Consider the following 26,990-nt stretch of genomic DNA (forward strand, 5'->3'; position numbering starts at 1 on the left):
GCCTCGCTTGGCGCCGGCCGGGCCTCGCAACGAGCCTGAGCATCGAGGCCATGGGTGGCGATTCAGCCGAACCTCGTCCACTGCCCCTCGGACACCACGTCGACGGCGCCGTCGACGACCTTGATGGCCGTCTGTTCGTCGATGGCGTAGGCCGGGCCGCCGATGTCAGCCGCCCACCGCTGCGCATCGGCCGGCGTGTTCGTGGGAAAGAGGTTCAGGTGCGGGAAGATCGAGAAGTCGACGACGCCCAGAGTTCGGTCGTCCGGCGCCGACGCCCACTCGACGAAGTACGCCCCGATCCGCGGCGTCATCACCATGCTTCCCGCACTCACCCCCACCCAGACGAGGTCGGGCAGCGAGGGCAGCAGATCGGCCAGCCCGGACTCTCGCATCCAGTGACACAGGTACGTCGCATCGCCACCGTCGACCAGCAGCACATCGGTCTCCCGAACCCAGGGCACCCACCGCTGAGCGCCGATGCTGGGCAGCGCGGTCAACTCCAGGACACCGAGCGAACCCCAACCCAGGCCGGACAGGTACCGCCAGTCGGACCCGGGGTCGGCGGCCACCAGACCCCGCACCGACGCCGGCCCGCACATCGGGTGGCCCCACTGTGCCGTCGGGATGCAGAGGGCGCGGGACTCGGAGACCGGCTTACCGAGAAGCTCCCGGAGCGCGGTATGGATGCTCGGGTTCGTCACACCGCCGGACGTCAGCAACAGCTTCACGACATCTCCAAGATCGAGCGGAAGGACGATGCACCTCAGGGCCAGGGAGCCAGCCCATCGTAGGCCTGGCCACGCTCCGCCACGATCCCGAAGATGGCCCCCCCCCAAAGATCACGCTCGATACATGATCGAGTGGCATCGGCGCGGCACCATCACCACGTGATCCCTGTTCGAGGGCGGTCTTGAGGTGCCGGGTCAGGCCACCCGGTCAGCGAACCGCTGGCGGGTGAGCTCCGCGACGATCTCGCCGTCCTCGTCCGGCTTCAACTCCTGGAAGCCGATCGAGCCGTAGAGACCCCGGGCCAGGTCGTTCGACGTGTGTACGGACAGCCGCACGCCCTGACAGTCGGGCCGCTCCATCAGCCAGCGCACCAGGGTCAGTACGGTGGCCCGGCCCAGCCCGGCACCCTGCCGCGACGCGTCGATGACCATCCCACCGATCCAGTAGCTCTGGTCGTCGTCGTCCCAACCCCACATGACGTGACCGACGACCTCGTCGTCGGCGCAGACCGCCAGCGAGTGCCACATCCCTTCACGCAGACTGAGCAGCAGATATCGCGCGGCCGACGGGGCGACGAAGTCCCGTTGGTCGTCGCGAGGTACGACGTCCGCCACCGCTCGCCAGTTGTCGTCGTCGACCGGCTGCGTCGGTTCGCCTCGCCGGATGCAGCAGGCCACTTCGCGTGAAAAAGGCGTGAAGAATTGCGCATTCGTCGTGATGATCGCGTTATAGCACCTGTCATTCCCGACTGGTCGGCGCTGTGATTGCCCGGCGCGGCCGACAGAAGCGGGCCGCGACACCCCGAGGTCGGGATTGAGGAGTCGGTCGTGTCTGACGTGGTGTTCGTCGTGTTGACGGTGGCGCTGTTCGCGCTGCTCGCCCTGATGGTGAGGGGTGTGGAGAAGCTGTGAGCGTCGTAAACGTCGCCGGTGTGGTGCTGGCGGTCGGCCTGGCGGTTTTCCTGGTGATCGCCCTGCTGTTTCCGGAACGGTTCTGATGACCGGCACGAGCACCGGTGTGTTGTTCGTTCTTTCGTTGGTGGTGGCCCTGGCCGTCGTACACCGGCCGTTGGGCGACTATCTGTACCGCGTGGTGTGCGCCGAGCGGCATTCCCGGGTCGAGCGCGGGATCTACCGGCTGATCGGGGTGAACCCGGCCGCCGAACAGTCCTGGGGTGTGTACGCCCGCGCCGTCCTGGCGTTCTCCGCCGTTTCGGTGCTGTTCCTCTACGCCTTCCTGCGGCTGCAGAACCACCTGTGGCTGTCGCTCGGCTTCGACCCGGTGGTCGCGCACGGGGCCTGGAACACGGCGGTGTCGTTCGTGACGAACACGAACTGGCAGTGGTATTCGGGCGAGTCGACGATGGGCCATCTGGTGCAGATGGCCGGACTGGCGGTGCAGAACTTCGTCTCCGCCGCGGTGGGCATCGCGGTCGCGGTCGCACTGGTACGCGGCTTCGCCCGCAGCCGCGCCGGGCAGTTGGGCAACTTCTGGGTCGACCTGACCCGGATCACGCTGCGGGTGCTGCTGCCGCTCTCCGTGCTCGCGGCGCTGGTCCTGATGATCGGTGGCGCGGTGCAGAACCTCTCCGCCGGTACGGAGATCACCACGTTGACCGGGGGCGGCCAGCGCATCACGGGTGGGCCGGTGGCCAGCCAGGAGGCGATCAAGAATCTCGGCACCAACGGTGGTGGCTTCTACAACGTCAACAGCGCCCACCCGTTCGAGAACCCGACCGCCTGGACGAACTGGTGGGAGATCTTCCTGCTGTTGGTGATCCCGTTCAGTCTGCCGCGGGTGTTCGGCCGGATGGTCGGTCAGGTTCGGCAGGGCTACGCGATCGTCGCGGTGATGGCGACCCTGGCGCTGGCCAGCGTCGCGCTGACCACCGCGTTCGAGGTGTCCGGTCACGGCACGGTGCCGCAGGCGATCGGGGCGGCCCTGGAGGGCAAGGAGGTGCGGTTCGACGTGTCGAACTCGGCGACCTTCGCCGCCGCGACCACGCTGACCTCCACCGGTTCGGTGAACTCGTTCCACGACTCGTACACCGCGCTCGGGGGTGGGGTGCTGCTGGTCAACATGATGCTCGGCGAGGTCGCGCCCGGCGGTGTCGGCGCGGGCCTGTACGGGCTGCTCATCCTCGCCGTGATCACGGTCTTCGTCGCCGGGCTGATGGTCGGCCGAACGCCGGAGTACGTGGGTAAGAAGATCGGACCACGTGAGATCAAACTGGCCTCGCTGTACTTCCTGATCCCCCCGGCGCTGGTGTTGATCGGCACCGCGGCGGCGTTCGCCACCGGCAACCACCTCACCGCGCTGAACGCCGGCCCGCACGGGCTGTCCGAGGTGCTCTACGCGTTCACCTCGGCGAGCAACAACAACGGTTCGGCGTTCGCCGGTCTGACGGTGAACACGCCGTGGTGGAACACGGCACTCGGGCTGTGCATGCTGGTCGGTCGATTCGCGCCGATCATCCTGGTGCTGGCGTTGGCCGGTGCCCTCGCGCGGCAGCAACCCACCCCCGCCTCCCCCGGCACCCTCCCCACCCATCGCCCGTTGTTCGTCGGGATGGTCGTCGGCGTCACGGTGGTCCTGGTCGCGCTGACGTTCCTGCCCGCGCTGGCGCTCGGCCCCCTGGCCGAGGGGCTGTGATCAGCATGAGAGAGAAGGACATGACCGTCGCCACGCCCCACGCCTGCACCCCCGGCTCACCGGCCACCCACGGCAACCGGGGCGGCGGCCTGCTCGACCCGAGGCAACTCCTCCGTTCGCTGCCCGACGCGCTGGGCAAACTCGACCCTCGTTCGCTGTGGCGCAACCCGGTCATGCTGATCGTCGAGATCGGCGCGGCCTTCACCACCGTCCTCGCGGTGGCGCAACCGTCGGTGTTCGCCTGGGCGATCACGGCGTGGCTGTGGCTGACCGTCGTCTTCGCCAACCTCGCCGAGGCCGTCGCCGAGGGCCGGGGCAGGGCGCAGGCCGCCGCGCTGCGTACGGCGCGGGCCGACACCGTCGCCACCCGCCTGCTCGACTGGACCGCGGGCACCGCCCCCGGCTCCTACCGCACCGAGAGCGTCCCGGCCCCGCACCTGAGGCAGGGTGACATCGTGGTGGTCGAGGCCGGCGAGACCATCCCCGGTGACGGGGACGTGGTCGACGGCATCGCCAGCGTCGACGAGTCCGCGATCACCGGTGAGTCCGCGCCGGTGATCCGGGAGTCCGGCGGCGACCGCAGCGCCGTCACCGGCGGCACGAAGGTGCTCTCCGACCGGATCATCGTCAGGATCACCCAGAAGCCGGGCGAAAGCTTCATCGATCGCATGATCGCCCTGGTGGAGGGCGCCAACCGGCAGAAGACCCCGAACGAGATCGCGCTGAACATCCTGCTCGCCGCGCTCACGATCATCTTCCTGCTGGCGGTCGTCACCCTCCAGCCCCTCGCCATCTTCTCCAAGGAATTCCAGGCCGCCGCCGCGGACAGCCCGGCGATCACCGACGATGGCGTGACCGGCATCGTGCTGGTCGCGCTGCTGGTCTGCCTCATCCCGACCACCATCGGCGCGCTGCTGTCGGCGATCGGCATCGCCGGCATGGACCGCCTCGTGCAGCGCAACGTGCTCGCCATGAGCGGGCGGGCCGTGGAGGCCGCCGGCGACGTCAACACACTGCTGTTGGACAAGACCGGCACAATCACGCTCGGCAACCGGCAGGCCGCCGAGTTCCTGCCGGTCGAGGGCGTCACCGCCGGCCAGGTGGCCGACGCGGCCCAGTTGTCCAGCCTCGCCGACGAGACCCCGGAGGGCCGGTCGGTCGTGGTGCTCGCGAAGAACGCATTCGGGCTGCGGCAGCGCGAACCGGGCCTCATGCCGCACGCCACGTTCGTGCCGTTCACCGCGCAGACGCGGATGAGCGGTGTGGACCTGACACCCGGCGACGGTGGGCCGGCCCGACGCATCCGCAAGGGCGCCGCCGCCGCGGTGATGCAATGGGTACGCCAGCACGGCGGCCACCCCACCGAACAGGTCGGCCAGGTGGTGGACGAGATCAGCGGCATGGGCGGCACGCCCCTCGTGGTGGCCGAGCACGTCGACGATCAGCCGGCCCGCGCCCTGGGCATCATCCACCTCAAGGACGTGGTCAAGGCCGGCATGCGGGAGCGCTTCGACGAGATGCGCCGGATGGGCATCCGCACCGTCATGATCACCGGCGACAATCCGCGTACCGCGCAGGCGATCGCCGACGAGGCCGGGGTGGACGACTTCCTCGCCGAGGCCACGCCGGAGGACAAGCTCGCCCTGATCCGCACGGAACAGGCGGGCGGCCGACTGGTCGCGATGACCGGCGACGGCACCAACGACGCCCCCGCGCTCGCCCAGGCCGACGTGGGCGTCGCCATGAACACCGGCACCTCCGCCGCGAAGGAGGCCGGCAACATGATCGACCTCGATTCCGACCCGACCAAGCTGATCGAGATCGTGGAGATCGGCAAACAACTGTTGATCACCAGAGGGGCGTTGACCACCATCTCCATCGCCAACGACATCGCGAAGTACTTCGCGATCATCCCGGCGATGTTCGCCGGGCTCTACCCGAGTCTGGACGTACTCAACATCATGCGCCTGTCGGGTCCGGAGTCGGCGATCCTGTCGGCGGTCATCTTCAACGCGATCGTCATTGTCGCGCTGATCCCGCTCGCGCTGCGCGGCGTGCGGTACCGGCCCGCCGCCGCGTCGAGTCTGCTGCGCCGCAACCTGCTGATCTACGGCCTCGGCGGCATCATCGTGCCGTTCCTCGGCATCAAGCTCATCGACCTGCTCGTCCAGTTCGTCCCGGGGATCTCCTGATGCGCCTACCCACCTGGCTCGCCCACCATCTCGCCGCCCTGCGCGCACTGCTGGTCTTCACCGCGCTCGCCGGAATCGCCTACCCCCTCACCATGGTCGCCGTCGGCCGCCTCCCCGGCCTCACCGACCGCGCCGACGGCTCGATCATCGAGGTCGACGGCCACGCCGCCGGCAGCGCCCTGATCGGGCAGTCCTTCACCGACGCGGACGGCAAGGCCGTACCGCGCTACTTCCAGTCCCGTCCGTCGGCGGCCGGCGACGGCTACGACCCCACCTCCACCGGCGCCACAAACCTCGGCCCGGAGGACGTCGTCGACGTCATCGCCACCGACCCCGACGAGAGCAGGCAGAGTCTGCTCACCCAGGTCTGCGCCCGCAGCAGGGCAGTCGGCGAACTCGACGGCGTCGACGGTCGCCGGCCGTACTGCACCACCGACGGAGTGGGGGCGGTGCTGGCCGTCTTCCGTGCCGACGGGCTGACCGGCCCGGTCCTCCGGGTGGTCAGCGTCAACCAGACCGCGCCGGCCACCCCGTTCCTCCCCGGCTACGCGGGCGTGCCGGTGGAGTTGGCCCAGCCGGGGCAGGACTACCGGGCGGCGGGGGCGACCATCGTCCCCGTCCGAGGTGACGCACCCGCCGTGCCCGCCGTACCGGCCGACGCGGTCACCGCCAGCGGCAGCGGCCTCGACCCGCACATCAGTCCGGCATACGCGCGACTCCAGGTCCCGCGGGTGGCCCGCGAGCGCGGCGCGGACCCGGCCGCGGTCGAACGTCTCGTCGACGAGCACACCACCGGCCGTACGCTCGGCTTCATGGGCGCGCCCGGGGTGAACGTGCTGGAACTCAACCTCGCCCTCGACGAGACGTTCCCGCCACGCTGACGCCAGCGAGCCGGGACCGCAGTGTCCCGGCCCGGCACCCGCACCCCGGCCGCCGACCGCGTGGAGAGGACCACTGCTGTGCCGCGAGGGGAACTGCGCATCTACCTCGGTGCCGCACCCGGCGTCGGGAAGACGTACGCCATGCTCGAAGAGGCCCAGCGACGCGCCGAACGTGGCATCGACGTGGTGATCGCCCTGGTCGAGACCCACGGCCGCCCGCACACCGCCGCCATGATCGGTGACCTGGAGGTGATCGCTCGCCGCACCGCCACCTACCGGGGCGGCACCTTCCAGGAGATGGATCTCGACGCGGTCCTCGCCCGTCACCCCGCGGTCGCCGTCGTCGACGAATTGGCCCACACCAACGTGCCCGGGTCGCGCCACGCGAAGCGGTGGCAGGACATCCAGGAACTGCTCGACGCCGGGATCAGCGTGCTGTCCACGGTCAACATCCAGCACCTGGAGTCGCTCAACGACGTCGTCGCCCAGATCACCGGCACCACCCAACGCGAGACCGTGCCCGACCAGATCGTGCGGGCCGCCGCGCAGGTCGAACTGGTCGACATGACCCCCGAGGCGCTGCGGCGGCGGATGGCGCACGGCAACATCTACCCGCCGGACAAGATCGACGCGGCGCTCGGGAACTACTTCCGGGTCGGCAACCTCACCGCGCTACGGGAGCTGGCCCTGCTCTGGCTCGCCGGCACCGTCGACGAGCAACTCGACGCGTACCGCGCCCAGCAGGGCATCTCGGCCACCTGGGAAGCCCGCGAACGGGTCGTCGTCGCGCTCACCGGCGGCCCGGAGGGCGCCACGTTGATCCGCCGGGCCGCGCGCATCGCCGCCCGCAGCAAGGGCACCGATCTGCTCGCCGTACACGTGGCCCGCAACGACGGCCTCGCCGGAGCCGACCCCGCCCACCTGGCCCGGCAACGGGTGCTGGTCGAGAGCCTCGGCGGCACCTACCACCAGGTCCTCGGCAGTGACATCCCGGCCGCGCTGCTCGATTTCGCCCGCGGCGTCAACGCCACCCAACTCGTCCTCGGCGCCAGCCGGCGGGGCCGCTTCGCCCAGGTGCTCTCCCGTGGGGTCGGGGTCACCACCACCGCACTGTCCGGGCCCATCGACGTCCACCTGGTCACCCACCCCGAGGCCGGACGGGGCCGGCGTACCGCCGGGGTCCCGGCGTTGTCCCGACGCCGCCGGCTGCTCGGCTTCACACTCGCCGTGCTCGGCATGCCGGTGCTGACCGCGTCGCTCAAAGCGCTGCCGGATCTCACCCTCACCAGCGACATCCTGCTCTTCCTCGCCGCCGTCGTCGGTGTCGCGCTCGTCGGCGGACTGTGGCCGGCGCTGCTCGCCGCGCTCGGTGGTTCCCTGCTGCTGAACTGGTTCTTCACGCCACCCTTCGCCACGTTGACCATCGCCGGGGCCGACAACCTGCTCGCGTTGGCGGTCTTCGTCGGCGTCGCCGTCGCCGTCAGCGGGGTCGTCGACATGGCCGCCCGCCGCACCCGGGACGCGGCCCGGGCCTCCGCCGAGGCGCAGACCCTGGCCACCGTGGCCGGGAGCGTGCTGCGCGGCCAGCGCCCGCTGACCGCCCTGCTGGACCGGCTCCGCGAGACGTTCGCGCTACGTGCGGTCAGCGTGCTGGAGTTGGTGGACGCGGCCGACGGCCGACCCGACCGGGCTCGCGAGGAGGCGGCCTGGCGGTTGGTCGCCAGCGTCGGCGACGCGCCGGCGACCAGCCCCGGTGCGGGCGAGACCGCCGTGCCGGTGGACGACCGACTCACCGTCGTGCTCTGCGGCCGCCGGCTGGCGGCCTCCGATCGGCGCGTCGTCGAGGCCTTCGCCGCCCAGGCCGCCGTCGCGCTGCGTCAACAACGCCTGGCCGCGCAGGCCGCCGCCGCCCGGCCGCTGGCAGCGGCGGACCGGATGCGCACCGCGCTGCTCGCCGCGGTCAGCCACGACCTGCGTACGCCGCTCGCCTCGGCCAAGGCGGCCGTGTCCAGCCTGCGCAGTCACGACGTCGAGTTCGACGCCGCCGACCGAGACGAGTTGCTCGCCACCGCAGACGAATCCCTCGATCGGCTCGGCCGCCTCGTCGCCAACCTGCTCGACATGAGCCGCCTACAGGCCGGGGCCCTCGGCGTACACGCCGTCGCCATCGGTGTGGAGGACGTCGTACCCCGGGCGTTGGACGAACTCGGGCCACCCGCCGCCGGTGTCCGCACCGACATCCCCGCCGACCTGCCGGCCGCGACCGCCGATCCCGGCCTGCTGGAACGGGTCCTGGTCAACATCGTCGCCAACGCCCTGCGACACAGTCCACCGCACCGGCCGCCACTGGTCACCGCCAGCGCCCACGCCGGCCTGGTCGAGCTGCGGATCATCGATCACGGGCCCGGCATTCCCGCCGACCAGTGGGAACACGTCTTCCAACCGTTCCAGCGCCTCGGCGACCGGGACAACACCGCAGGAGTCGGCCTCGGCCTCGCCCTGTCCCGCGGGCTTGCCGAAGCCATGGGCGGCAGCATCACCCCCGAGACCACCCCGGGTGGTGGACTGACCATGGTGCTGCGGCTGCCCGCCGCCGCATCGGTGACCGCCATGGAGGAACCGCCGGCATGAACCGGATTCTCGTCGTCGACGACGAACCGCAGATCCTGCGCGCCCTCGGCATCAACCTGCGCGCCCGTGGCTACGACGTGCAGGTCGCCGCCACCGGCACCGACGCCCTCAAGGCCGCCGCCCGCCATCCGCCCGACCTGGTCGTCCTCGACCTCGGCCTGCCCGACCTCGACGGCGTCGAGGTCATCCGAGGGCTGCGCGGTTGGACCGGCGTACCGATCATCGTGCTCTCCGGCCGGGCCGGCAGCGACGACAAGGTCACCGCCCTCGACGCCGGTGCCGACGACTACGTGACCAAGCCGTTCGGCGTCGACGAACTGCTCGCCCGCATCCGCGCCGTCACCCGCCGCCACACCACCGCCGACACCGCCGACGGCCGGGCGGGCAGCCAGGCACGCGTGGGGCGGCACACGGTCGACCTCGCCGAACGGATCGTCACCCGCGACGACGGCACCGAGGTCCGACTCACCCCCACCCAGTGGGGTGTCCTCGAACGACTGCTGCGCCACCCCGGCAAGCTGATCACCCAACGTCAACTGCTGCAGGACGTGTGGGGACCGGAGTACCAGAACGAGACCGGCTACCTGCGCCAGTACATGGCCCAGCTTCGCCGCAAGCTGGAAACCGACCCCGCCCGGCCACGGCACCTCATCACCGAACCCGGCATGGGCTACCGCTACCGCCCCTGACGTGCGGCGATAGCGGTAGCAGCATCTGCTCGACGATGATCAGGCGTGGGCGTACGGAGCGGCTACGTCGAGGATCCAGGTAATGCCGAAGCGGTCGGTCAACATCCCGAATGCCGGCGCCCACTGCGCCGGGCCGTACGCCTCGATCACAGTGGCGCCATCCGCCAGTCTCTCCCACAGCGCGCCGACCTCCTCGACGGTCTCGCCGCGGACGGACAGGAAGAACGGCTCGCCCGTCAGCGTCATGCCGTTCTCACGCCGGGTCGAGGGCTGCGGCGCGCCGCCGGCGACAGTCTGGCCGGGCACGTCGTACGCCATGACGCGGAAGCCGTCGGCGGCCGCGACCTGGCCCCAGACGACCTTGCCGGCGTCGGGCAGTTCCTTCGGCATCCCGAAATCGCCGTACGTGATGATCGCGATGTCGCCGCCGAACACCGAGTGGTAGAACTCCAACGCCTCCCGAGCGTTGCCCCGGAAGTTGAGGTGGGCGGTCGTGGTGATGCTCATGAGACTCCTGGTGAGTATCCCGATCGGAGCGTCCGACCGGCGTCGTCCCCAAGATTCGACGACTGTGGTGACAGGTTGTGTCACCTACTGCGGTTAGGGTTCGCACCCATGCCGAAGACCTCCGCGCGACTGCTGGCGCTGTTGTCGCTGCTGCAGACGCGCCGCGACTGGCCGGGCGCGCTGCTGGCCGAGCGGCTCGACATCAGCCTGCGGACGGTGCGCCGCGACGTCGACCGGCTACGCGAGCTCGGCTACCCCATCGCCGCCGTCAAGGGCCCCGATGGCGGCTACCGGCTCAGCGCAGGCAGCGAACTCCCGCCGCTGCTCTTCGACGACGAGCAGGCCGTCGCCCTCACCGTCGCGTTGCAGATCGCCGCCACCACGCTGGGCGACCGCACCGGGGAAGCGGCAGCCCGGGCGTTGACCACCGTCCGGCAGGTCATGCCGTCCCGGCTCCGGCACCGCGTCAAGGCTCTCCAGATCACCGCCGTCGACCGGCCTGTCACCCGACCAGCCGCCCCGATCGGCACCGGCGTGCTCCTGGCGATCAGCTCCGCCGTGCACGCGCGCGAGATCCTCCGCTTCGACTACGGCCCCGAAACCGCCGAGCAGCCGCCGCGCCGCGTCGAGCCACACCACGTCGTCACCTGGGACGGGCGGTGGTACCTCGTCGCGTGGGACCTCGACCGGTCGGACTGGCGCACCTTTCGCGTCGACGGGATCAGCCTGCGCACCCCCAACGGGCCCCGCTTCACGCCCAGGCAGCTACCCGGCGGTGATGTGGGCACCTTCGTCACCGGCAGGTTCCGCGGCGCAGCCGACGGCGTCACCGGTTGGCCCTGCCAGGGCACCGCGATCCTCGACCTGCCCGCCGCCACGGTGGCCCGCTACACCCGAGAGGGGATCGTCGAGGAGGTCGGCCCGGGCCGCTGCCGGCTCACGCTCGGCTCCTGGTCCTGGCCCAGCCTCGCCGCCGCCTTCGCCCGCTTCGACACCGAGATCGAGGTCGTCGGCCCCGCCGAGCTCACCGATGCCTTCGACCATCTGGCCCGCCGCTTCGCCAGGACGGCCGCCGGCCCGCCCCCGGTGGGGCCTGTCGATCAGGTTCGCGCTCGTAGCCGCTGACCGCTTCGTCGTTGGTCTCACCCACAGAATCTTTCGTTGACAGCAAAACAATCATGAAGGATTGTGATATCGACGCAGGTCACTTCGCGACCGTGCTGAGCCACAGTCGGCCGAAGGGGCACCCCCCTCTCACACCGGGGCCCACCGACCAACGTCTCCGGTGGTCGTTCGCCGACGAGCGCCGGGCGATCCCCACGCGGTCGGTTCTGGGCGCGTGGCCCTCGCCAGGGAAGGTAGACATGACACCGGCTGGACAACGCAGGCGCTCCCTGCTCCGCTCAGGCATCGTGGCCGCAGCGATCGTGCTGGCCCTCACCGCGGCCGCCGCGCCCGCGGTGACAACCCCGGCCGAGGGGCAGATCCTCGCCGCGGGCGGCCCGAGCGCCGTGACCGGCTCCTACATCGTCGTGTTGCGGGATGCCGCCGTCGGGACCAAGTCCGTGGACACGACCGCCCGTACCCTCGCCGAACGGCAGGGCGGCAACGTCGGCCAGGTCTACCGGCACGCCCTGCGGGGCTTCGAGGCCCGGCTCACCGAACGCGGTGCCCGCCGGCTCGCCGCCAACCCGGCGGTGGCCTCGGTGACGCAGAACCACACGGTCTCCGTGTCGGACGTGCAGAGCCCCACCCCGTCCTGGGGTCTGGACCGCATCGACCAGCGCGCGTTGCCGCTGGACAACTCGTTCACCTACCCCCGGGTCACACCGGCCGTGCGGGCGTACGTCATCGACTCCGGCATCAACGTGGCGCACACGGACTTCGGCGGGCGGGCCGTGTCCGGCTGGGACTTCATGGAGGGGGACGCCGACGCCAACGACTGCCACGGCCACGGCACCCACGTGGCCGGCACGCTCGGCGGCACCACCTACGGGGTGGCCAAGGACGTGCAACTGGTGGGCGTACGCGTGTTCAACTGCAACGGCCGGGGCACCACCGCGCAGGTGATCGCCGGGGTCGACTGGGTGACCGGCGACCACGATCCCGGAGAGCTGGCGGTGGCGAACATGAGCCTCGGCGGCCCGGCGTACCAACCCATGGTCGACGCCGTACAACGCTCGATCGCCGACGGCGTCACCTACGTGGTGTCGGCGGGCAACGAGGACGGCGCCGACGCGTGCACGACCACCCCGGCCTCCGTCCCCGAGGCGATCACGGTGGCCGCCACCGGTCCCAACGATGCACGCGCAGCCTTCTCCAACATCGGTACGTGTGTGGATCTGTTCGCGCCGGGCGTCGACATCACCTCGGCCTACATCGACGGCAACACCTCCACCCGGACCGCCTCCGGAACGTCGATGGCCGCCCCGCACGTCGCCGGGGCCGCTGCGCTCGTCCTGGCCAACAACCCCACCTACACCCCGGCGCAGGTGACCCAGGCACTCCTGGACAACGCCACCCCCGGCGTGGTGACCGACCCGGGCATCGGCTCACCGAACCGACTGCTCCACGTCAACTCCACCGTGCCGGCCAACGACTTCACCCTGACCGCCACCCCGGCCAGCGGCACCGTCACGCCCGGTGGCACCGTCTCGACCACGATCACCGGCACCGTCACCCGGGGTGTCGCCCAGCCGGTCTCCCTCGCGGTCAGCGGCCTGCCCGAGGGGGTGACGGCTACCTTCCAGCCGGCCAGCATCTCCTCGAACGCAAGCACCACACTCACGATCAGCACCGCGGCGACGATGCTGGCCGGCAGCTACACCATCTCGGTGATCGGCACCGGAACCGACGCGATCCGGCCGGTGGCGTACCAGCTGGGCATCGACAACCCGCCCGGCTGCGTCGCCTCGGACGGCACCGACCGGGTGATCAGCGAGGGCCAGAACCTGTACGCCCCCATCACCATCACCGATTGCGCCGGTCGCGCCGCCCGCAACAGCACGATCGAGCTGCACATCGGCCATGCCAACATCAGCGAACTCGACGTACGGCTGATCTCGCCCGCCGGCACCTGGTACTACCTGTTGGATCACACCGGCGCAGGCGCCAAGCGCGTCGACTACACGCTCACCTACGACCTGTCGTCGGAGACAGCGAACGGCACCTGGCAGCTCTACGTCAGTGACAACATGTACCAGGGCACCGGGTTCCTCGACTCGTGGACGCTCAACCTGGCGGGCGTCGACCTCCCGCCGCCGGCCTGCGGCGGTATCGCCACCGCCGACGTACGGATCCCGGAGAACGGCACGATCGAATCGCCGATCAACGTGGCCGACTGCGGCCGGGCACCGTCCACCACCAGCTACGTCGAAACCAACATCGCTCACCAGTACAACCGAGACCTGCGACTGTCCCTCGTCGCACCGGACGGACAGGCCTTCCTGCTCAAGGAGAGCCTCGTCGGGTCGTATCGGGCAAACTCCCGCGAAGCCTTCATCCTCGATCTGTCGAGCAAGCCGACACCCGGCACCTGGAAGCTACGGGTCGAGAATGTGGCCTCGTACGCAGGGATGCTTGACGGTTGGAAGCTGACGCTCGACGGCGGTCCGCCGGCCACCACCCCGCCGCCCACCACACCTCCCCCGACCACGCCGCCGCCCACCACCCCACCGCCCACCACGCCACCGCCGACCACCCCGCCGCCGACCACCCCACCGCCCACGACACCGCCGCCCACCACCCCACCGCCGGGTGCGTCCTGCACCGCGGTCTACACAGTCCAGGACCAGTGGAACGGCGGATTCGTCGCCACCGTGACCGTCACCGCGGGAACCACCGCCCTCAACGGCTGGCGAGTCACCCTCACCCTGCCGAGCGGTGCGTCGGTGGTCAACGTCTGGAACGGCGTCCGCAGCGGTACGAGCGGCACCGTCACCGTCATGAACGAGCAGTACAACGGAGGACTGACCGCGGGCCAGACCACCAGTTTCGGATTCCAGGGCGCCGGTAACGGCAACGGAACCACCGCCACCTGCACCGGAAGCTGAGATACCACAACTGCCGAGCCATCCTCGTCCCGCGCACCGACGGGTTCACCCGGACGCAGGACGAGGATGGCTGGTCACCGGCGCCGTACGAGCCGCCAGCCCAGCAACCCGTACCAGATCATGACGGGTAGCTGGAGGGCGTAGCCGAGTTGTTCCAGGGTTGGTGACATGCCGTTGGTCCCGGTGGTCCACGGAACGGCGACGGCGGCGAGGCCGGCCAGCGCGGCGAGCCCTCCGGCGCGGCGGAGCCGGTCCGGTAGATCGACGCCGATCGCGGTCACCGCTGCGGCGGCCGCCCAGAGCAGCCCGGCGAGGTTGACCGTCCACTTCGCGGTGAGCAACACCGCGCCGGCCACATCGGCGACGGTGTCCGCCGGCGTCGCGGCGAGCTGGGTCACCGCGAGGTTGCCGGCGTCGTGGAGCAGGCCCGCCAGCCCCGCGGCAGCCAGCAACCCACCCGCGAGTACGGCAAGGTGCGGCCTGACCATCACGTCGGGCTTGCCGGCCAGCACCAGTCCCGCCGCGGTCAACGCCAGCCAGCCGAGTACGTCGAACGCGAGTTCGGTCAGATGCAGCCCGACGTGATCGTGTACGGCAGTCAGTGTGGTGGCCGGATCGGCCGGATTCAGGGTCAGCCCCGATGGCACCACAATCGCCGCTGCGGTCAGGATCGCCACCAACGAGATCAGCAGGAGCATGCCGGCAAGCCGGGCACCCGGGTCATTGTCAGCCAGTGTCATGGTGGGCGACGCTAGAACTCTGCCCCAGGGAGAAGGTCAAGCATGTGGCGAATCGGGGAACTCGCCCGGATGACCGGCGCAACCGAACGAGCCCTGCGCCATTACGACAAGATCGGGCTCCTGGTGCCGACGGCCATCGACCGCACGTCCGGCTACCGCTGGTACGGCGTCGCGGCACTGTCCCGACTGGAACGAATCCGCGGACTTCAACGCCTCGGCCTGTCCCTGCGCGACATAGCCGACCTGATCGACGCACCCGAGGTACAGGTGCGGCAAGCAGTACGCGAAACAGTGGCAGACATCCGCCGACGCATCACGGCCCTGGACCAGACAGCGGACCGCGCCGAGGACTACCTCGACACACCCGCGCCGCTCCTACCCCAACAGGCCACCGTCGGCACCCGTCATCTGCGCGTCCGTCACCTCGAAGTCACCCACCCCGGCGAGCTCGCGGCCGTCTGCGCCGCGTACCCCACCAGCACGCTGTTGACCTGGCTACGGGCACTCCCCCACGGCGGCTTCAACGCCGCTGTCGACACCGGAGGCACCGGTGAGCGGCTCACGCTGCCGGCCCGCACGGTGGTACGCGCCGTCATCCCGCCCGCCACCGGCATCATCGACGCCGGGCAGCACCTCTTCGCCTGGCTACACCGTCATCACCTGGCCATCGCAGGCCCCACCGTCGAAGACCACCTCAGCGACGCCGACGGCGACCACGTCACAGTGCTGGAGGTGCCCATTGACACCACCCGACCAGCCGCCACCCCCACTGGACGCCCGAAGGACCCGCTCAGCACACCCGACAAAGCTCGGGAAACAACCCCGCAGGAGCGGATGGAACACTCATGAGCCGGTGACGGCAGCGGCTATGACGGAGAAGAGTGCCGCGGCAAGCAGAACCAGTAGCAGGCGCTGCCCGCACGGGGGAACGGGCAGCGCCTGGGCGGCAATGATAACCCAGGGCGTCAGCTCGGGCTCGGGACGGCAGCCGGTACCGCCAGCAATGGGAAACCTCCACCCGACCGCTGGTCGAAGCCCCGGGGGAACTCACCCGTTCCGGCAACGTCAGGGCCTCGCCCTCTCTCCGGAGGCGGGCTCACTGGCAAAGCGGGCGACGGTTTCACGTACCAATGGCTCAGACAACGAGATCGATATCAACGCCAGCCTACGGGCGTCGGCCTCGACGTCGACACGTGCAACCTTCGCCGGCTGCGGCTCAAGGTCAGGTTCAACCTCACGCCGCACGACACGACCTTGTTCAAGGCGCCGTACGGCAACCAGAATCGCCGCCGCCTCACCAGCCGCTGCCGCCCGGGCCTGGTCCCAGCCGAGTTCAGCCGCCCGACCTGAAGCGACGGTCCTGACCTGGGCGTCCTGCGGCCCCAGGGCCTGGATGCCATCACCGATCTCCACACATCGCCGGTACAGCCGCTGCTCCACGCCGAACACCCACCATGGATCACGCTTGGGCCGCCGCGGCGTCACCAGCACGATGTCCGGAACCGCCTGGTACAGCAGATACCACAGCGCATGCAGGTCCCGGTACATTGCGCTTCGACGAGGCCAGGCTCGAACGCCGTCCACCGCCTTCCACAACGTCGCCAGAACGAAGCTCGAACAGATCAACACCACCGAGAACGTGACAAGCGTCTGAGTCACCACCGGCTCTGGCCACGGAGGTGCGAGGTCGGCCAACTTCAGTCCGAGGAACAGCGCCTTGTGCGCAACGAACGCCGCGCCGAACGCCGCACCAGCGCTGAGCAGCCCCATAATGATCTTCAACCGGGTACCGGCGTAGCGCGCGTATCCGAGCGACATCCGCAGGATGTCCACAACGGTCACCCCGAGGTAGAGCAGGAACGCGAGCATGTAGATCGAGACCTGCGGCATGTCCCCGTAGCGTTCGGCGAAGTGCAGCGGCTCCGACTCAGGGAAGTCTGCGGCGTGGAACATCGCGATCATGACAGCCAGCACGGCGCCCAGGAACACCAGCCGCCGTGGCATCAACCTGCGCGCCTTCTCCGGGTCACCCAGATGGAGGAACAGGAACTGAATCGCGGTGGCCGCTATCAGCGCTGACCCGTGCTCGATCGGCTTCGCCAGGTTCGCCACACCCGAGACCCTGTCGATCAGGCTGTGGACGGGAGCCCAGCCGGCCGTCACCGCGATCCCGCATCCCAGACAGATACCCGCCTTCGCCAGGATCGTCCGGTTACCTGGATCTCGATGCAACGCCCAGAGCTTCACGATCAGAGCAACCGCGGCGACCACGGCCGCCACTACATGTCCGGCTGCTACCACCACGAGCCTTCTCCCCGTCTACTCCGCCAGGACGGCAGCAATGCGGTACATCACCGCTGCCGTTGCATCCGCGAGGTCCTCGAAGGCGCCTACCTGATCCCCGCCGTCGAGCCGGGCACCCAGGTAGGTTGCCAACAGCTCCGCGTCGTGTTCCTGCTGCTCGCCGAAGGCCGACGTCGAACGCGCGAGCACGACTTCCGTCGGCGTGTCATCCAAGCCGGCGACCTGGCCCGTCCCCCACGAGAGAGCTGCATGGCCGGCATGCCGCAGTGCGATGTGCATCAGCTCGTGCAGGATCGTCTGAAGCCGGAGAATCGGCGGCGAGTCGCGGCCGTAGAGGACGTAGTCGGTTTCGCCCGTGGCCACCCACAGTCCACACGGTCCCGTCTGCTCAACGCTCATGGCGACGAACTGAATGCGACGATGCCGTACCGCCTCCAGGGCCGCCACCAGTGCCTGTACCGTCAGCGGCATCGGCAGGTCGAACTCAAGCTGGCGCAGGAGGCGATGTGTCCGACGTTGTTGGTGCCACATCGCCTACTGCCACTCCCCCCGCGTAGAGAGCCCGCACCGGAACACCGTCTTGCCGACTGTTCAGGATGTCCTGGTAGGGCGCTCGACTGTTCAGCCGAGCGCACAACCACAACAGTGGCAGACGCAAGCTGGCAGCTTAGCTAGACGGAGCCGGTTCCGGGGAGTTCCGTCGAGCGATGGGTCGTGGAGGTTCCACCGCTGGGAGCAGAATGCAGATGTGACCGTAGCCATCAGCAGTCAGGCTCGACGACCGGCCCACCGTGTGGCTCGCATCGCGACCGAAGTGTTCGCGCCTGCCCTCCTGGCCGCCGTCATGCCTATTGTGGTCGGAACCGCCAGCGCTCCGTCGATCCGCGAAGGCCTGCCATGGGCACTGACCGGAGCACTTTTCTGCGCCGTCATCCCGAACAGCTTGATCTGGTGGGGCGTACGTCGTGGTCGGCTGACGGACCATCACATTCGGGTCCGCGAGCAGCGGCGAACCCCGCTGGTCTACGGATTGTTGTCGGTCATCGCCGGCATCGCCCTGATGGTCAGCTTCGACGCTCCCCGACGACTCCTCGCCATGGTTGTCGTGATGCTCGCCATCGGCGTGGCAGTCACCGTCGTCAACCTTTTCTGGAAGCTCAGCATTCACGCGGCGGTAGCCGCGGGCTCCGCCGCAGTACTTGTGATCGAGTTCGGTCCGACGCTCCTCGTGTCGGTGCCCGTAGTGGCGCTCGTCGGCTGGTCACGGGTCCGGTTGGGCGAGCACACCACCGGTCAGGTCCTCGCCGGCACCATCGTCGGTCTGCTCGTCGCAGTGCCGACGTTCGGTCTGCTGCGCTAGGCCGGCGGCCTATTCTGGCTGGTTTCGCCGGCCCGATGCCTTGCTCTGCGCCTCCAGTGCGGCGACCTGTTCGACTATCGCACGCAGGCTCGCCCGAGACGGCCCGGCAGGCATCCGTCGGGCGAGCACCGTGATGGTCTCAAGGTCAGGATCGGCTTCCACCTCGACGTTCGCGCTGACAACGTCCGGTGCGACCGACTCGAAGAAATAGTTCGGCTGTACTCGGAAGAAGTTCGCCAACTGCTGAATAGCCGACCGCGTGGGATTGTCTCTCTCCCCATTGAGGAGGTAGTTGACATAACTGGTCGACAGCCCTGTCCCCTTCGCCACCTCGTCCGGTGTGTACGGCTTGCCTGTGCCGGGCTTGCGACGGGTGTCGAACAGGTGCCGTAGCCGGGCGGCGAACGACCCGTTGGCACAGTCGGCCATGGCCCCCTCCTGGTCAAACCCCGCACACCACCATTGTGGTCAAGTGCGTGCGCATTATCCACAATAGTTGCGATAGGCGCTGCTCACGTGTTTGACTTGGCCGCACCCGACCACTGTTGTGGCAGTGACACCGTAGCGGACAACCAAAGTGAAGCAACAGGTGAACCCGACATCAGGTATGTCGACGTCACATACCGCACAGTCGGGGCGGTGAACGCCGATCGCGGAGGGGACGAAACGGGGGATGCGCAAGCCCGCCCAGAGTCCGCACCACAGCACTCTGGCACCGGCGCGAGGGGTTGAGAGCCGGTACGGCCGCAGCGCATCAGGGGGGATCGTGACCCGACGCGAATCGGCAACCGTGGCCCCGGGCCTTGACGGCCCGGGGCCACCACAACCGGTCGGCTTTCGGGAATCCGCCTGCGAAACCGGATCGCACGGCGGCGCGGCGCATGCCGAGCGCCATCTGGCACCATGACCACTGTGGTGGCAGCGGTCACCGGCTCACCCAGCCTCCGCCACGCGTCGACGGTCAGACCGGCGTGCGTGACCAGGAGTTCTTCTCCGTCGACGGTGCGCACTGCGGCGGCCACCCGCAGGCGATCCCGCAGCCACCAGCTCTTCAGCAGTGCGGCGTCCTCGTCGGGCAGCCGCTGCGGCCAGAACATCTCCGCGCCCAGGTACTGCGATTCGTGGTTGCCGACGAGCTGGATCCACCGCCGCGGATCCTTTAGGCGTTGCCGAACGAAGGTCAGCACGCCGGGACTGTCCGGTCCACGGTCGATCAGGTCGCCGACCTGGATCATCACGGCATCCGGGTCGGCCTGCGCGGACGCCACCGCCTGAGACAGCTGGTCGGCACATCCGCCGACATCACCAATGATCATGACCTTCGTCATGTGCCCTCCGTACGCCTGATACCCCGGCTGTCAGCGGTGCCGCCGGTTCCTGATTGACTCACCCCATGGAGCTGGTTGTCGATGCCGGCGACGTGTCCCTGCCGGCCACGCTGGACGTGCCGGTGGACGGGCCGGCGCGCGGCGCGATCGTCGTCCTGCACGGCTCCGGCGAGCCGCGACGCTCGTACTTCCTCTACGAGCACCTGGCGCGGGTGTTCCCGGCGGCCGGCGTGGCGGTGCTGCGCTTCGACCGCCGTCCGCGTGAACGGGGCGACGTGCCGTACGCCGTCCAGGCCGACGACGCCCTGGCGGCCGTCGCCCAGGTGCGTCGTCACGTCGGCGACGTCCCCGTGGGGTTGTGGGCGTGGAGCCAGGGCGCCTGGCCCGCGTCCGCGGTCGCGGCCCGTCGGCCCGAGCTGATCTCGTTCCTCGTGCTGGTCGCCGGTAGCGGGGTGAGCCCGGCTGCCCAGATGCGGTACGGGACCGCGCAGCAGTTGCTCCTGAACGGCTACGCAAGCGCTGAACTCGCCGACCTGACCCGCCTGCGAGAAACCCTGGAGAACGTCGTGCGCGGGCACATCGACCGTACGACCGCGCAGGCGGTCATCGACGGGTACGCCGACCGGCCGTGGTTCTCCCTCGCCCACATCCCACGCGATCTGGACGACCATCCCGGCACCTGGGCGGACATGGACCACGACCCGGAGCCGGTCATCGCGCAGGTGCGCTGCCCGACGTTGCTGTTCTACGGTGAGGCCGACGAGTGGACTCCCGCCGACGACAGCATCGCCGTGTGGCGGCGCGCCGCCGCCACCGACGACCTGACCGTGCACCGGCTCGCCGGCTGCACCCACCTGCCGACCGCAGGCGGGGCCGAAGCGCTCGAATCGATCAGCTCCGACTACCACAGCACGATGCTCACCTGGGTCCAGCAACGAATGCGCCGTTGACCCGCCAGCGTCAGCACAGGCCTAGATCAGACGACGTCGTACCCGCCACACCACCACGCCGATCAGGATCGCCGCGACGGCGATGAACAGGGCCGCCTCGATGAGCTGGAACGTCCAGAACCGGTCGGCCGGGTGGTGGACCCCGAACTGCTGGACGCCTCGGGCGTGCAGGAACTGGTTGAGGTTGGTGCCGGCCTGGTTGGCGGCCTCCTCCAGCTCGTAGTACTCGGTCGAGCTCAGCCTGCGCCCGGTGGCGTCCGCGTAGCCACGTTCGATCGTCCAGTCGGCGACGCTGTGCCCCGCCTGGTCCTTCGCGCCACCGACGGGAACCGGGGCCATTGTGGTGAGCGGCGTGGCGTACGCGGGGCGGGCCAGCAGCGCCACCGACATCCGGGCGGCGACGAACGCCCCGAACGCGACGCCGAACGCGGGCAGGCTGCGTCGCAGGATCGCCCCTGCGGCGGTGGCGACGCCGAACGCGAACAGCGCGTACGCCATCGGAACGAGTCCCTCCAGGTCGAAGGCGTCGTACTGGAACCGCCCTTCCCACGCGTCGAACGGCTGACGGAACCAGGTGAGCACCACGGTGAACATCCCGGTGAGCGCGACGGTGACGCCGGCCAGTGCCACGAGCTTGGCCGCCAGCCAGCGCATCCGCGGCACGGCCTGCGTCCAGGCGAGCTGCCAGGTGCCGTCCTCCAGTTCGCGCGCGAGCAGCGGCGCACCGAGGAACGCACCGATGACGACGGGGACCAGGTAGAAGGCCGCCAGGAGGTTCTCCAGGTACCCGTACTCCTCGTCGAGCCGGCGGAACGCGGCCGTGCAGGCCTCGTCGACACCCGCCTCGCCCGCACAGCGGGCGGGACCACCGGGGAACAGGTCGTGGGCCTGTGTCCCGAGCACGAGCAGGGCGACGCCGAACAGGCCGACGAGCAGACCCAGGACGCAGACCTCGGTGCGGTGCTGACGCCAGATCAACCACCTCATACCGCCACCTCCGACCAGACCGTGCCGCTCGGCTCGGACGACCGGCGCAGATACGCCAGCACCAGCTCCTCCAGCGCGACCGGCTGGGCCTGCCAGCCGGGCGCGGCCGGAAGCCCACCGTCGCGTACCAGCAGGGTCGTCTGCCGGTCGCTGTGGACGGCCTGCACGACGGTGCCGGCCCGGTCGAGGTCGGTGGCCGTACGCGGGCCGACGAGCAGCCGGTGCTCGGCGAGGAGGGTGTCGATGTCACCGGTGAGCGTGACCCGACCCTGGTTGAGCACGACCAGGTGGTCGCAGACACGCTCCAGCTCGTGCACGACGTGCGAGGAGAACAGGACGGTCACCCCGCCTTCGGCCACCGCACCCATGAGGACCTGGAGAAACTCGTGCCGAGCCAGCGGATCGAGGCTGGCCACCGGCTCATCGAGGACGAGCAGGTCCGGCCGCTTCGCCAGCGCCAGAGCCAGCGCGACCTGGGCCTGCTGCCCGCCGGAGAGCGTGCCGGCCCGGCGGTCGAGCGGGATGCCCAGCTTCGCCAGCCGGCGCTCGGCCAGCCCCTGGTCGAACCGCAGGTTGCAGGCCCGGCCGAAGCGGAGCATCTCGGCGACGGTGAAGCGCTTGTACAGCGGGTGGTCCTGGGCCAGGAACCCGACACGGGACAAGGTTTGCGGGGTGCTGGCGGTGACGTCGTGGCCGAGGACCTCCACCGTGCCGGTGCTCGGGGCCAGCAACCCGACGACCAGGCGCAGCAGCGTGGTCTTGCCCGCGCCGTTCGGCCCGACCAGGGCGATCACGCCGCCCGCCGGCAGGGCCAGGGTGCAGTCACGCAGCGCCCAACCCTTCCGATACCGCTTGCCCACACCGTCCGTGCGCAGCGCGAACTCGGTCCCTGTCACGCCACGTCCTCGTTCCTCGTCTGCTGGTGGACGGAGGTGAAGAGCGCGTTGACCGCCTGTTCGTCGAGGCCGGCCGCGTAGGCGCGGCGCAGCCAGGTCGCCAGGCCGCGGCGCAGCGAGGTGTACGTCGATGCCGACATCGCGGCCGACTGCTGTGCGTTGACGAACGTGCCCTGGCCGGGCCGACCGGTGACCAGGTTCTCCTGCTCCATCTGGCGGTACGCCTTGGCGACGGTGTTCGGATTGATCGCCAGGTCCTCGACCACCTCGCGAATGAGCGGGAGGCGGTCACCGGGTTGGAGAAAACCCAGCAGCACCGCCTGGCGGACCTGCTGGACGAGTTGCAGGTACGGCGGCACCCCGGAGCGGGTGTCGAGCCGGAAGACGAACACGATGACTCCTTACTGCTTTACTAGGACCATAGTAAAGCAGTGAATCACTGGTCAAGAGAGCCGACGTGCCCGCTCGTCTGCGCTCAGGGGACTAGCTGTCCTCCTTGTCGAACGGTTCGTCGCTCCACCGCCACCAGGCCTCATCGCCCTCGATGTGCAGCAGGAACTCGGGCACCTCCCGGCCCTGCGGGTACCGCAGCGTCACGGCATTGCGGACCGCGTCGTACGCGCGCTCCCAGGACTCACCGTTCTGGTCGATGTGGTCGAGCAACCGCAGTTCCTCGGCGAAGAGCGGCCGGACCTCCGGGAAGCCTTCCGTCGGACGGACATGAGCGTTGAGCCACGGGAAGTCACCACCGGTCACCACGAGTTCAGCAAGCAGGCCGCCATCGTCCCGCCGGTGCAGCGTCCACACGTCGCATTGATCATCACGCACGCGGCGAGACTAGCGACTGCAGCGAACAGCCTGTCGACTCGTACCCGGCGCCGGCTTTGCCGAGCGGCCGGCGCTCCTGCTCTGCGTGCGGGCCGATGCCATCGCTTCGGCCCGGGTATCCCAGCCGATGGTCCTGCCGGGATCGCCGTGCGGTGTCGGTGGACGATGGCAGGGTAGGCGTCATGGCGATCGACGTACGCCCCGCGACGGTGTTCGAAGATACCGGCTGGCGGGTGGGGCGCGGGCTGAGCGAAGCTCAGGTGTGATCGTTGTTCAGCGGGTTCGCGTGCGGTGGACGGCTGATGCACGCGGCGCGACAGCCGCGAACGCACGCCGTGGCCTCGACCGGGCCGTGGCCTTGCCCCGGTCGCTGCCGGACGGCTATGTGGTCGTCCACGAGGTCCTGGCTGACCAGGCGGTCGACTACGAACGCCAGGAAAAGGTGCTGCACGGCGGCGTGAAGCAGGCCCGCGACATCGGCCTCTGGCTGGGCCGCACCGGACAGACCCTCACCGTCGACCGGCTGCCCGGTGCGGCAGCCTATCCGCGACCGTACGCCTCCACTCGCCTGTTCACGCTGACCACAGGTCAGGTCGGCCGTTACCGGGCGAACTTCCGGTTCACCGGCTGCGCCTGCAGCCCGAGCTGGTACTACGAGGATTGGCTGGTGCACGTCAGCTACGGCCAGGTGACTCCTGGACACTTCGTACACCGACAGCCGGACCGCGATGTCGACCACCGCGTGCACCTCTACGGCGGAACGGCTCGCCGCAATCCGTGACGGGGGCAGTTCCCTACTCGACAAGCTCGACAACGTGGCTGGAGCTGTCGCGAGTCAGCCCCATCCGCAACGTCCGGTGGTGTACGTCAGGTGGTGGCGTGTTCGGCAGCGGTGACGGCGTTGCGGAACAGCATGGCGACGGTGGTGGGGCCGACTCCGCCGACGCGCGGAGTGATCGCGGAGGCGACCGTGGCGCAGGCCTCGTCGACGTCGGGCAGGAGGCGGCGGCCGGCGTACCGGACTCCGGCGCCGATCACCACCGCGCCCGGGCGGACGTGCTCGGGTTGGATGATGTCGGGGACGCCGGCCGCGGCAACGAGGATGTCGGCGCGCCGGGTGTGGCGCGACCAGTCCGGGACGCCGGTGTGGACGACGGTGACCGCGGCGTTGGCGGTGGGGCGTTTCTGGGCCAGCAGGATCGCCAGTGGTCGTCCGATCGTCGCGCCGCGGCCGAGGATCACCACCTCGCGGCCGGCGACGGAGATCTGATGGTGTGTCAGCAACGCCTCGATTCCGGCGGGGGTGCACGGCAGCGGACCGGGTAGGCCGAGGGCCAGCCGGCCCATGTTCAGCGGGTGCAAACCGTCGACGTCCTTGTCCGGGTGCAATGCCAGGAGGGCGGCGTCGTAGTCCAGGTGGTCGGGGATCGGGTATTGGAGCAGGACCCCGTGCACGTCGGGGTCGGCATTGAGACCGGCGATCACGTCGAGCAGGTCGTGCTGGGTGGTGTACGCGGGCAGGTGCCGGTGGGGTGAGTCGAAGCCCAGCTGGCGGGCCTGCCGCTGCTTGATCCGGATGTATCCGGCGCTTGCATCGTCGTCACCGACCAGGATCGTGGCGAGGCTGGGCGTGACGCCTCGTTCGCGTAGAGCGGCGACCCGCCGGGTGATGTCGGCGAACACGGCCTCGGCCACCGGTACGCCGGGGAGAAGTCGAGCGGTCTTGGGCATGGTTCCTCCGAACGGCAGCCCAGGCGGTCGACTCCCGTGACAGGCTCCCCGATGGTCCGACCCATCCCCGTGCCGCCAGTCGCCCTCCCCGCACGATACCCGGCTCGAACATCGATCATCGCGTACGCCCAGGTGCACGTGCCTCGCCACGTGGAGAGCGCAGCGTCCCTTCCACACGCGAGATCGCGCTCGATCAGGGATCGAGTGGCATCGGAGCCGCGAGATGACCACTCGATCCACGATCGAGCGTGACCTTGCCGCAGGCGCTGAGGTGTCAGGGCCGGGTCGGGGGTTCGTTCCGGTACGCCTCGTGCAGGAGGTGCGCGAAGGTGGTGCCGTCGGCGAGTTGCCGGTCGCCCAGGTGGGAGACGGCAATGGCGGGGGTCCACGAGTTCATGAGGACGCATGCCAGGTTCTCGGTCAGGTCGGCCCGGCGGATGTCGCGGGTCTGCTGAGCGACGCCGAGGTGGGCAAGCTGACGGGTGAGGATCTGCATGGTGACTCCGGGCAGAAGGTCGGCCTGCGGCCAGATCACCGTCTCGCCGTCCCAGAAGGCCAGATCCCAGATGGTCGCTTCGCTGAGCCGGCCCGTACCGTCCTCGAAGACGGCGTCGTCGACGCCGCGGGCTCGGGCCTGCCGGAGGTACCAGGTCTTGGCGACCTCGCCGACGTGCTTGATGCCCGCCAGGTGCCGCTGGTGGCTCACGACGTCCAGGGCCATCGGCCCGGTCGGCGGCTGGGCCGGGTCGGTGAGCTTGATCAGCACGTCCAGGGCCGGGTCGGTGTCGTCGACCATGAACTCCCCCGGCCGGGAGGTGACGAAGCAGGCCACCGACGCGTCCGGCCCGCCCTCGTCGACGGCCAGGCGCAGGTACTCGCGGACCCGGCTGGTGGACAGGTGCTGGCCGAACAGCACCTCGCTGGCCCGACGCAGCCGCTCCAGGTGCAGATCCAGGCCCCGGACGGCCCGGTCGCGGACCTGCATCGCGGTGAAGTGGGCGTAGCCGGCGAACGCCAACGGCGCGAGGTCGGCGGCGGTGGCGGGCTTACCGTTGAGATGAGTGAGCGAGACAGCCATGCCAGGACGGTAGGAGCTGACATCAGTGTCACAGGCAAACGGCCAGCGAAGGCAGTTGCTGCGCATCGGTGAGTTGGCCCTGCGCACCGGGGTCAGCCCGCGGATGCTGCGCTACTACGACAACCAGGGCCTGCTGCCCGCCGAGCGGTCCACGACCGGGCAGCGGCTCTTCGACGTCTCGGCGGTGGAGCAGGTCCGCTCCATCCGCCTCCTGCTCGACGCCGGCCTGCCGACTCGTGTGATCGCCGAACTGTTGGGGTGCATCCACGAACCCGGCCGACTCGAACCCTGCGCGGTGCCCACCCTCGTCGAACACCTGCAGGCGTACGACGAACGCATCGCCGCTCTACTGAGCACCCGCACCGCCCTGCAAGGACTCATCGACTCGTCGAGCCCGACGCAGGGACAGCTCGGGGCGGGCGCGCCGCGATAATGGCGGTGCGGCGCAACGCCTG

At 69.7% G+C, this 26,990-nt stretch carries 27 protein-coding genes and 1 riboswitch; of the genes, 13 read left to right on the forward strand and 14 right to left on the reverse strand.

Annotation, left to right across the window (positions count from 1 at the left end; translation table 11 throughout):
- Nucleotides 1-62: 62 nt before the first annotated feature.
- Together VAB18032_RS17090 and VAB18032_RS17095 are read right to left on the reverse strand one after the other, a co-directional pair.
- Nucleotides 63-728 carry a Type 1 glutamine amidotransferase-like domain-containing protein gene (locus VAB18032_RS17090; RefSeq protein ID WP_013734127.1) on the reverse strand — a complete coding sequence of 222 codons (666 nt, stop codon included), beginning with the start codon at nt 726-728 and terminating at the stop codon, nt 63-65.
- 195 nt (nt 729-923) lie between these two features.
- Complete coding sequence (locus VAB18032_RS17095) at nt 924-1,406, reverse strand: GNAT family N-acetyltransferase (protein ID WP_013734128.1); 483 nt, start codon at nt 1,404-1,406, stop codon at nt 924-926.
- A 230-nt stretch (nt 1,407-1,636) separates the two neighbouring features.
- Here VAB18032_RS17095 and kdpF point away from each other — a divergent pair, with 230 nt between their 5' ends.
- The 6 genes from kdpF (at nt 1,637) to VAB18032_RS17125 (ending at nt 9,774) form a co-directional block, all read left to right on the forward strand.
- Nucleotides 1,637-1,726 (forward strand): K(+)-transporting ATPase subunit F, encoded by a 90-nt coding sequence (kdpF, locus tag VAB18032_RS30155; protein WP_050814620.1) that lies wholly within the window; start codon nt 1,637-1,639, stop codon nt 1,724-1,726.
- Nucleotides 1,726-3,381, forward strand: a complete 1,656-nt coding sequence (gene kdpA / locus VAB18032_RS17105; RefSeq protein WP_013734129.1) for a potassium-transporting ATPase subunit KdpA — start codon at nt 1,726-1,728, stop codon at nt 3,379-3,381. Before kdpF ends, kdpA begins: the two co-directional genes overlap by 1 nt.
- Nucleotides 3,382-3,401: 20 nt before the next feature.
- Nucleotides 3,402-5,573 carry a potassium-transporting ATPase subunit KdpB gene (gene kdpB, locus VAB18032_RS17110; RefSeq protein WP_013734130.1) on the forward strand — a complete coding sequence of 724 codons (2,172 nt, stop codon included), beginning with the start codon at nt 3,402-3,404 and terminating at the stop codon, nt 5,571-5,573.
- Nucleotides 5,573-6,454, forward strand: coding sequence for a potassium-transporting ATPase subunit C (locus VAB18032_RS17115; RefSeq protein ID WP_013734131.1), 882 nt, complete (start codon nt 5,573-5,575; stop codon nt 6,452-6,454). Before kdpB ends, VAB18032_RS17115 begins: the two co-directional genes overlap by 1 nt.
- Before the next feature lie 78 nt (nt 6,455-6,532).
- Nucleotides 6,533-9,085, forward strand: a complete 2,553-nt coding sequence (locus tag VAB18032_RS17120; RefSeq protein ID WP_013734132.1) for a sensor histidine kinase — start codon at nt 6,533-6,535, stop codon at nt 9,083-9,085.
- Nucleotides 9,082-9,774, forward strand: a complete 693-nt coding sequence (locus VAB18032_RS17125) for a response regulator (protein WP_013734133.1) — start codon at nt 9,082-9,084, stop codon at nt 9,772-9,774. Before VAB18032_RS17120 ends, VAB18032_RS17125 begins: the two co-directional genes overlap by 4 nt.
- Nucleotides 9,775-9,813: 39 nt before the next feature.
- Here the strand turns inward: VAB18032_RS17125 and VAB18032_RS17130 are convergent, their stop codons facing one another.
- Nucleotides 9,814-10,281, reverse strand: coding sequence for a VOC family protein (locus VAB18032_RS17130; protein WP_013734134.1), 468 nt, complete (start codon nt 10,279-10,281; stop codon nt 9,814-9,816).
- A 108-nt stretch (nt 10,282-10,389) separates the two neighbouring features.
- Between VAB18032_RS17130 and VAB18032_RS17135 the strand changes: the two genes are divergently transcribed.
- Nucleotides 10,390-11,406 (forward strand): helix-turn-helix transcriptional regulator, encoded by a 1,017-nt coding sequence (locus VAB18032_RS17135; RefSeq protein ID WP_013734135.1) that lies wholly within the window; start codon nt 10,390-10,392, stop codon nt 11,404-11,406.
- A gap of 287 nt (nt 11,407-11,693) precedes the next feature.
- Nucleotides 11,694-14,333 carry a S8 family serine peptidase gene (locus tag VAB18032_RS30820; protein ID WP_158309504.1) on the forward strand — a complete coding sequence of 880 codons (2,640 nt, stop codon included), beginning with the start codon at nt 11,694-11,696 and terminating at the stop codon, nt 14,331-14,333.
- Between the two features lie 74 nt (nt 14,334-14,407).
- On the opposite strand, the gene VAB18032_RS17145 is transcribed toward VAB18032_RS30820, so the two are convergent.
- Nucleotides 14,408-15,073: a hypothetical protein gene (locus VAB18032_RS17145; protein ID WP_013734137.1), complete on the reverse strand. Its 666-nt coding sequence runs from the start codon at nt 15,071-15,073 to the stop codon at nt 14,408-14,410.
- A gap of 42 nt (nt 15,074-15,115) precedes the next feature.
- Between VAB18032_RS17145 and VAB18032_RS30165 the strand changes: the two genes are divergently transcribed.
- Entirely contained in the window at nt 15,116-15,922 is an 807-nt protein-coding gene (locus VAB18032_RS30165) for a MerR family transcriptional regulator (RefSeq protein ID WP_013734138.1), read from the forward strand.
- A gap of 216 nt (nt 15,923-16,138) precedes the next feature.
- Here VAB18032_RS30165 and VAB18032_RS17155 read toward each other — a convergent pair whose 3' ends face one another.
- Together VAB18032_RS17155 and VAB18032_RS17160 are read right to left on the reverse strand one after the other, a co-directional pair.
- Nucleotides 16,139-17,377, reverse strand: coding sequence for an MAB_1171c family putative transporter (locus tag VAB18032_RS17155; protein WP_148272301.1), 1,239 nt, complete (start codon nt 17,375-17,377; stop codon nt 16,139-16,141).
- Nucleotides 17,378-17,392: 15 nt separating this feature from the next.
- Nucleotides 17,393-17,908, reverse strand: a complete 516-nt coding sequence (locus VAB18032_RS17160) for a hypothetical protein (protein ID WP_013734140.1) — start codon at nt 17,906-17,908, stop codon at nt 17,393-17,395.
- A gap of 313 nt (nt 17,909-18,221) precedes the next feature.
- On the opposite strand from VAB18032_RS17160, the gene VAB18032_RS17165 reads away from it, so the two are divergent.
- Nucleotides 18,222-18,737 carry a phosphatase PAP2 family protein gene (locus tag VAB18032_RS17165; protein WP_158309505.1) on the forward strand — a complete coding sequence of 172 codons (516 nt, stop codon included), beginning with the start codon at nt 18,222-18,224 and terminating at the stop codon, nt 18,735-18,737.
- 9 nt (nt 18,738-18,746) lie between these two features.
- Here VAB18032_RS17165 and VAB18032_RS17170 read toward each other — a convergent pair whose 3' ends face one another.
- Together VAB18032_RS17170 and VAB18032_RS30825 are read right to left on the reverse strand one after the other, a co-directional pair.
- Nucleotides 18,747-19,166, reverse strand: a complete 420-nt coding sequence (locus tag VAB18032_RS17170) for a helix-turn-helix domain-containing protein (protein WP_013734142.1) — start codon at nt 19,164-19,166, stop codon at nt 18,747-18,749.
- 83 nt (nt 19,167-19,249) lie between these two features.
- Nucleotides 19,250-20,065: a metallophosphoesterase gene (locus VAB18032_RS30825; RefSeq protein ID WP_013734143.1), complete on the reverse strand. Its 816-nt coding sequence runs from the start codon at nt 20,063-20,065 to the stop codon at nt 19,250-19,252.
- Nucleotides 20,066-20,130: 65 nt separating this feature from the next.
- Here VAB18032_RS30825 and VAB18032_RS17180 point away from each other — a divergent pair, with 65 nt between their 5' ends.
- A complete protein-coding gene (locus VAB18032_RS17180; RefSeq protein ID WP_013734144.1) occupies nt 20,131-21,015 on the forward strand; it encodes an alpha/beta hydrolase family protein in 885 nt (294 codons plus the stop codon).
- A gap of 21 nt (nt 21,016-21,036) precedes the next feature.
- Here VAB18032_RS17180 and VAB18032_RS17185 read toward each other — a convergent pair whose 3' ends face one another.
- The 4 genes from VAB18032_RS17185 to VAB18032_RS17200 form a co-directional block, all read right to left on the reverse strand.
- Nucleotides 21,037-22,002, reverse strand: a complete 966-nt coding sequence (locus VAB18032_RS17185) for an ABC transporter permease subunit (protein ID WP_013734145.1) — start codon at nt 22,000-22,002, stop codon at nt 21,037-21,039.
- Nucleotides 21,999-22,898, reverse strand: a complete 900-nt coding sequence (locus VAB18032_RS17190) for an ABC transporter ATP-binding protein (protein ID WP_013734146.1) — start codon at nt 22,896-22,898, stop codon at nt 21,999-22,001. Before VAB18032_RS17190 ends, VAB18032_RS17185 begins: the two co-directional genes overlap by 4 nt.
- Nucleotides 22,895-23,290, reverse strand: a complete 396-nt coding sequence (locus VAB18032_RS17195) for a GntR family transcriptional regulator (RefSeq protein WP_013734147.1) — start codon at nt 23,288-23,290, stop codon at nt 22,895-22,897. The genes VAB18032_RS17190 and VAB18032_RS17195 overlap by 4 nt, the downstream gene beginning before the upstream one ends.
- 91 nt (nt 23,291-23,381) lie before the next feature.
- A complete protein-coding gene (locus VAB18032_RS17200) occupies nt 23,382-23,726 on the reverse strand; it encodes a hypothetical protein (protein WP_043721092.1) in 345 nt (114 codons plus the stop codon).
- 352 nt (nt 23,727-24,078) lie between these two features.
- On the opposite strand from VAB18032_RS17200, the gene VAB18032_RS17205 reads away from it, so the two are divergent.
- The gene (locus tag VAB18032_RS17205; RefSeq protein ID WP_013734149.1) at nt 24,079-24,507 is read left to right on the forward strand and encodes a hypothetical protein; all 429 of its coding nucleotides are present in this window, start codon (nt 24,079-24,081) and stop codon (nt 24,505-24,507) included.
- An 86-nt stretch (nt 24,508-24,593) separates the two neighbouring features.
- Here the strand turns inward: VAB18032_RS17205 and VAB18032_RS17210 are convergent, their stop codons facing one another.
- Together VAB18032_RS17210 and VAB18032_RS17215 are read right to left on the reverse strand one after the other, a co-directional pair.
- On the reverse strand, nt 24,594-25,457 hold the full coding sequence (locus VAB18032_RS17210) for a bifunctional 5,10-methylenetetrahydrofolate dehydrogenase/5,10-methenyltetrahydrofolate cyclohydrolase (RefSeq protein WP_013734150.1): 864 nt from the start codon (nt 25,455-25,457) through the stop codon (nt 24,594-24,596).
- 10 nt (nt 25,458-25,467) lie between these two features.
- Nucleotides 25,468-25,550, reverse strand: a riboswitch (ZMP/ZTP riboswitch).
- Between the two features lie 181 nt (nt 25,551-25,731).
- Nucleotides 25,732-26,535 (reverse strand): aminotransferase class IV, encoded by an 804-nt coding sequence (locus VAB18032_RS17215; RefSeq protein ID WP_013734151.1) that lies wholly within the window; start codon nt 26,533-26,535, stop codon nt 25,732-25,734.
- Between the two features lie 25 nt (nt 26,536-26,560).
- Here VAB18032_RS17215 and VAB18032_RS17220 point away from each other — a divergent pair, with 25 nt between their 5' ends.
- Nucleotides 26,561-26,968, forward strand: a complete 408-nt coding sequence (locus VAB18032_RS17220; protein WP_193386259.1) for a MerR family transcriptional regulator — start codon at nt 26,561-26,563, stop codon at nt 26,966-26,968.
- The last annotated feature ends 22 nt before the right edge of the window (nt 26,969-26,990 follow it).

Source organism: Micromonospora maris AB-18-032 (assembly GCF_000204155.1).
GTDB classification, from domain to species: Bacteria; Actinomycetota; Actinomycetes; order Mycobacteriales; family Micromonosporaceae; genus Micromonospora; species Micromonospora gifhornensis.

Coding starts and splice junctions, on each gene's coding strand:
- kdpB (WP_013734130.1), top strand. CDS start 3,402: ATGACCGTCGCCACGCCCCACGCCTGCACCCCCGGCTCACCGGCCACC.
- VAB18032_RS17115 (WP_013734131.1), top strand. CDS start 5,573: ATGCGCCTACCCACCTGGCTCGCCCACCATCTCGCCGCCCTGCGCGCA.
- VAB18032_RS17210 (WP_013734150.1), bottom strand. CDS start 25,457: ATGCCCAAGACCGCTCGACTTCTCCCCGGCGTACCGGTGGCCGAGGCC.
- VAB18032_RS17145 (WP_013734137.1), bottom strand. CDS start 15,073: ATGACACTGGCTGACAATGACCCGGGTGCCCGGCTTGCCGGCATGCTC.
- kdpA (WP_013734129.1), top strand. CDS start 1,726: ATGACCGGCACGAGCACCGGTGTGTTGTTCGTTCTTTCGTTGGTGGTG.
- VAB18032_RS17165 (WP_158309505.1), top strand. CDS start 18,222: ATGCCTATTGTGGTCGGAACCGCCAGCGCTCCGTCGATCCGCGAAGGC.
- VAB18032_RS30825 (WP_013734143.1), bottom strand. CDS start 20,065: ATGACGAAGGTCATGATCATTGGTGATGTCGGCGGATGTGCCGACCAG.
- VAB18032_RS17125 (WP_013734133.1), top strand. CDS start 9,082: ATGAACCGGATTCTCGTCGTCGACGACGAACCGCAGATCCTGCGCGCC.
- VAB18032_RS30165 (WP_013734138.1), top strand. CDS start 15,116: ATGTGGCGAATCGGGGAACTCGCCCGGATGACCGGCGCAACCGAACGA.
- VAB18032_RS17215 (WP_013734151.1), bottom strand. CDS start 26,535: ATGGCTGTCTCGCTCACTCATCTCAACGGTAAGCCCGCCACCGCCGCC.
- VAB18032_RS17130 (WP_013734134.1), bottom strand. CDS start 10,281: ATGAGCATCACCACGACCGCCCACCTCAACTTCCGGGGCAACGCTCGG.
- VAB18032_RS17160 (WP_013734140.1), bottom strand. CDS start 17,908: ATGTGGCACCAACAACGTCGGACACATCGCCTCCTGCGCCAGCTTGAG.
- VAB18032_RS17180 (WP_013734144.1), top strand. CDS start 20,131: ATGGAGCTGGTTGTCGATGCCGGCGACGTGTCCCTGCCGGCCACGCTG.
- VAB18032_RS17170 (WP_013734142.1), bottom strand. CDS start 19,166: ATGGCCGACTGTGCCAACGGGTCGTTCGCCGCCCGGCTACGGCACCTG.
- VAB18032_RS17135 (WP_013734135.1), top strand. CDS start 10,390: ATGCCGAAGACCTCCGCGCGACTGCTGGCGCTGTTGTCGCTGCTGCAG.
- VAB18032_RS17185 (WP_013734145.1), bottom strand. CDS start 22,002: ATGAGGTGGTTGATCTGGCGTCAGCACCGCACCGAGGTCTGCGTCCTG.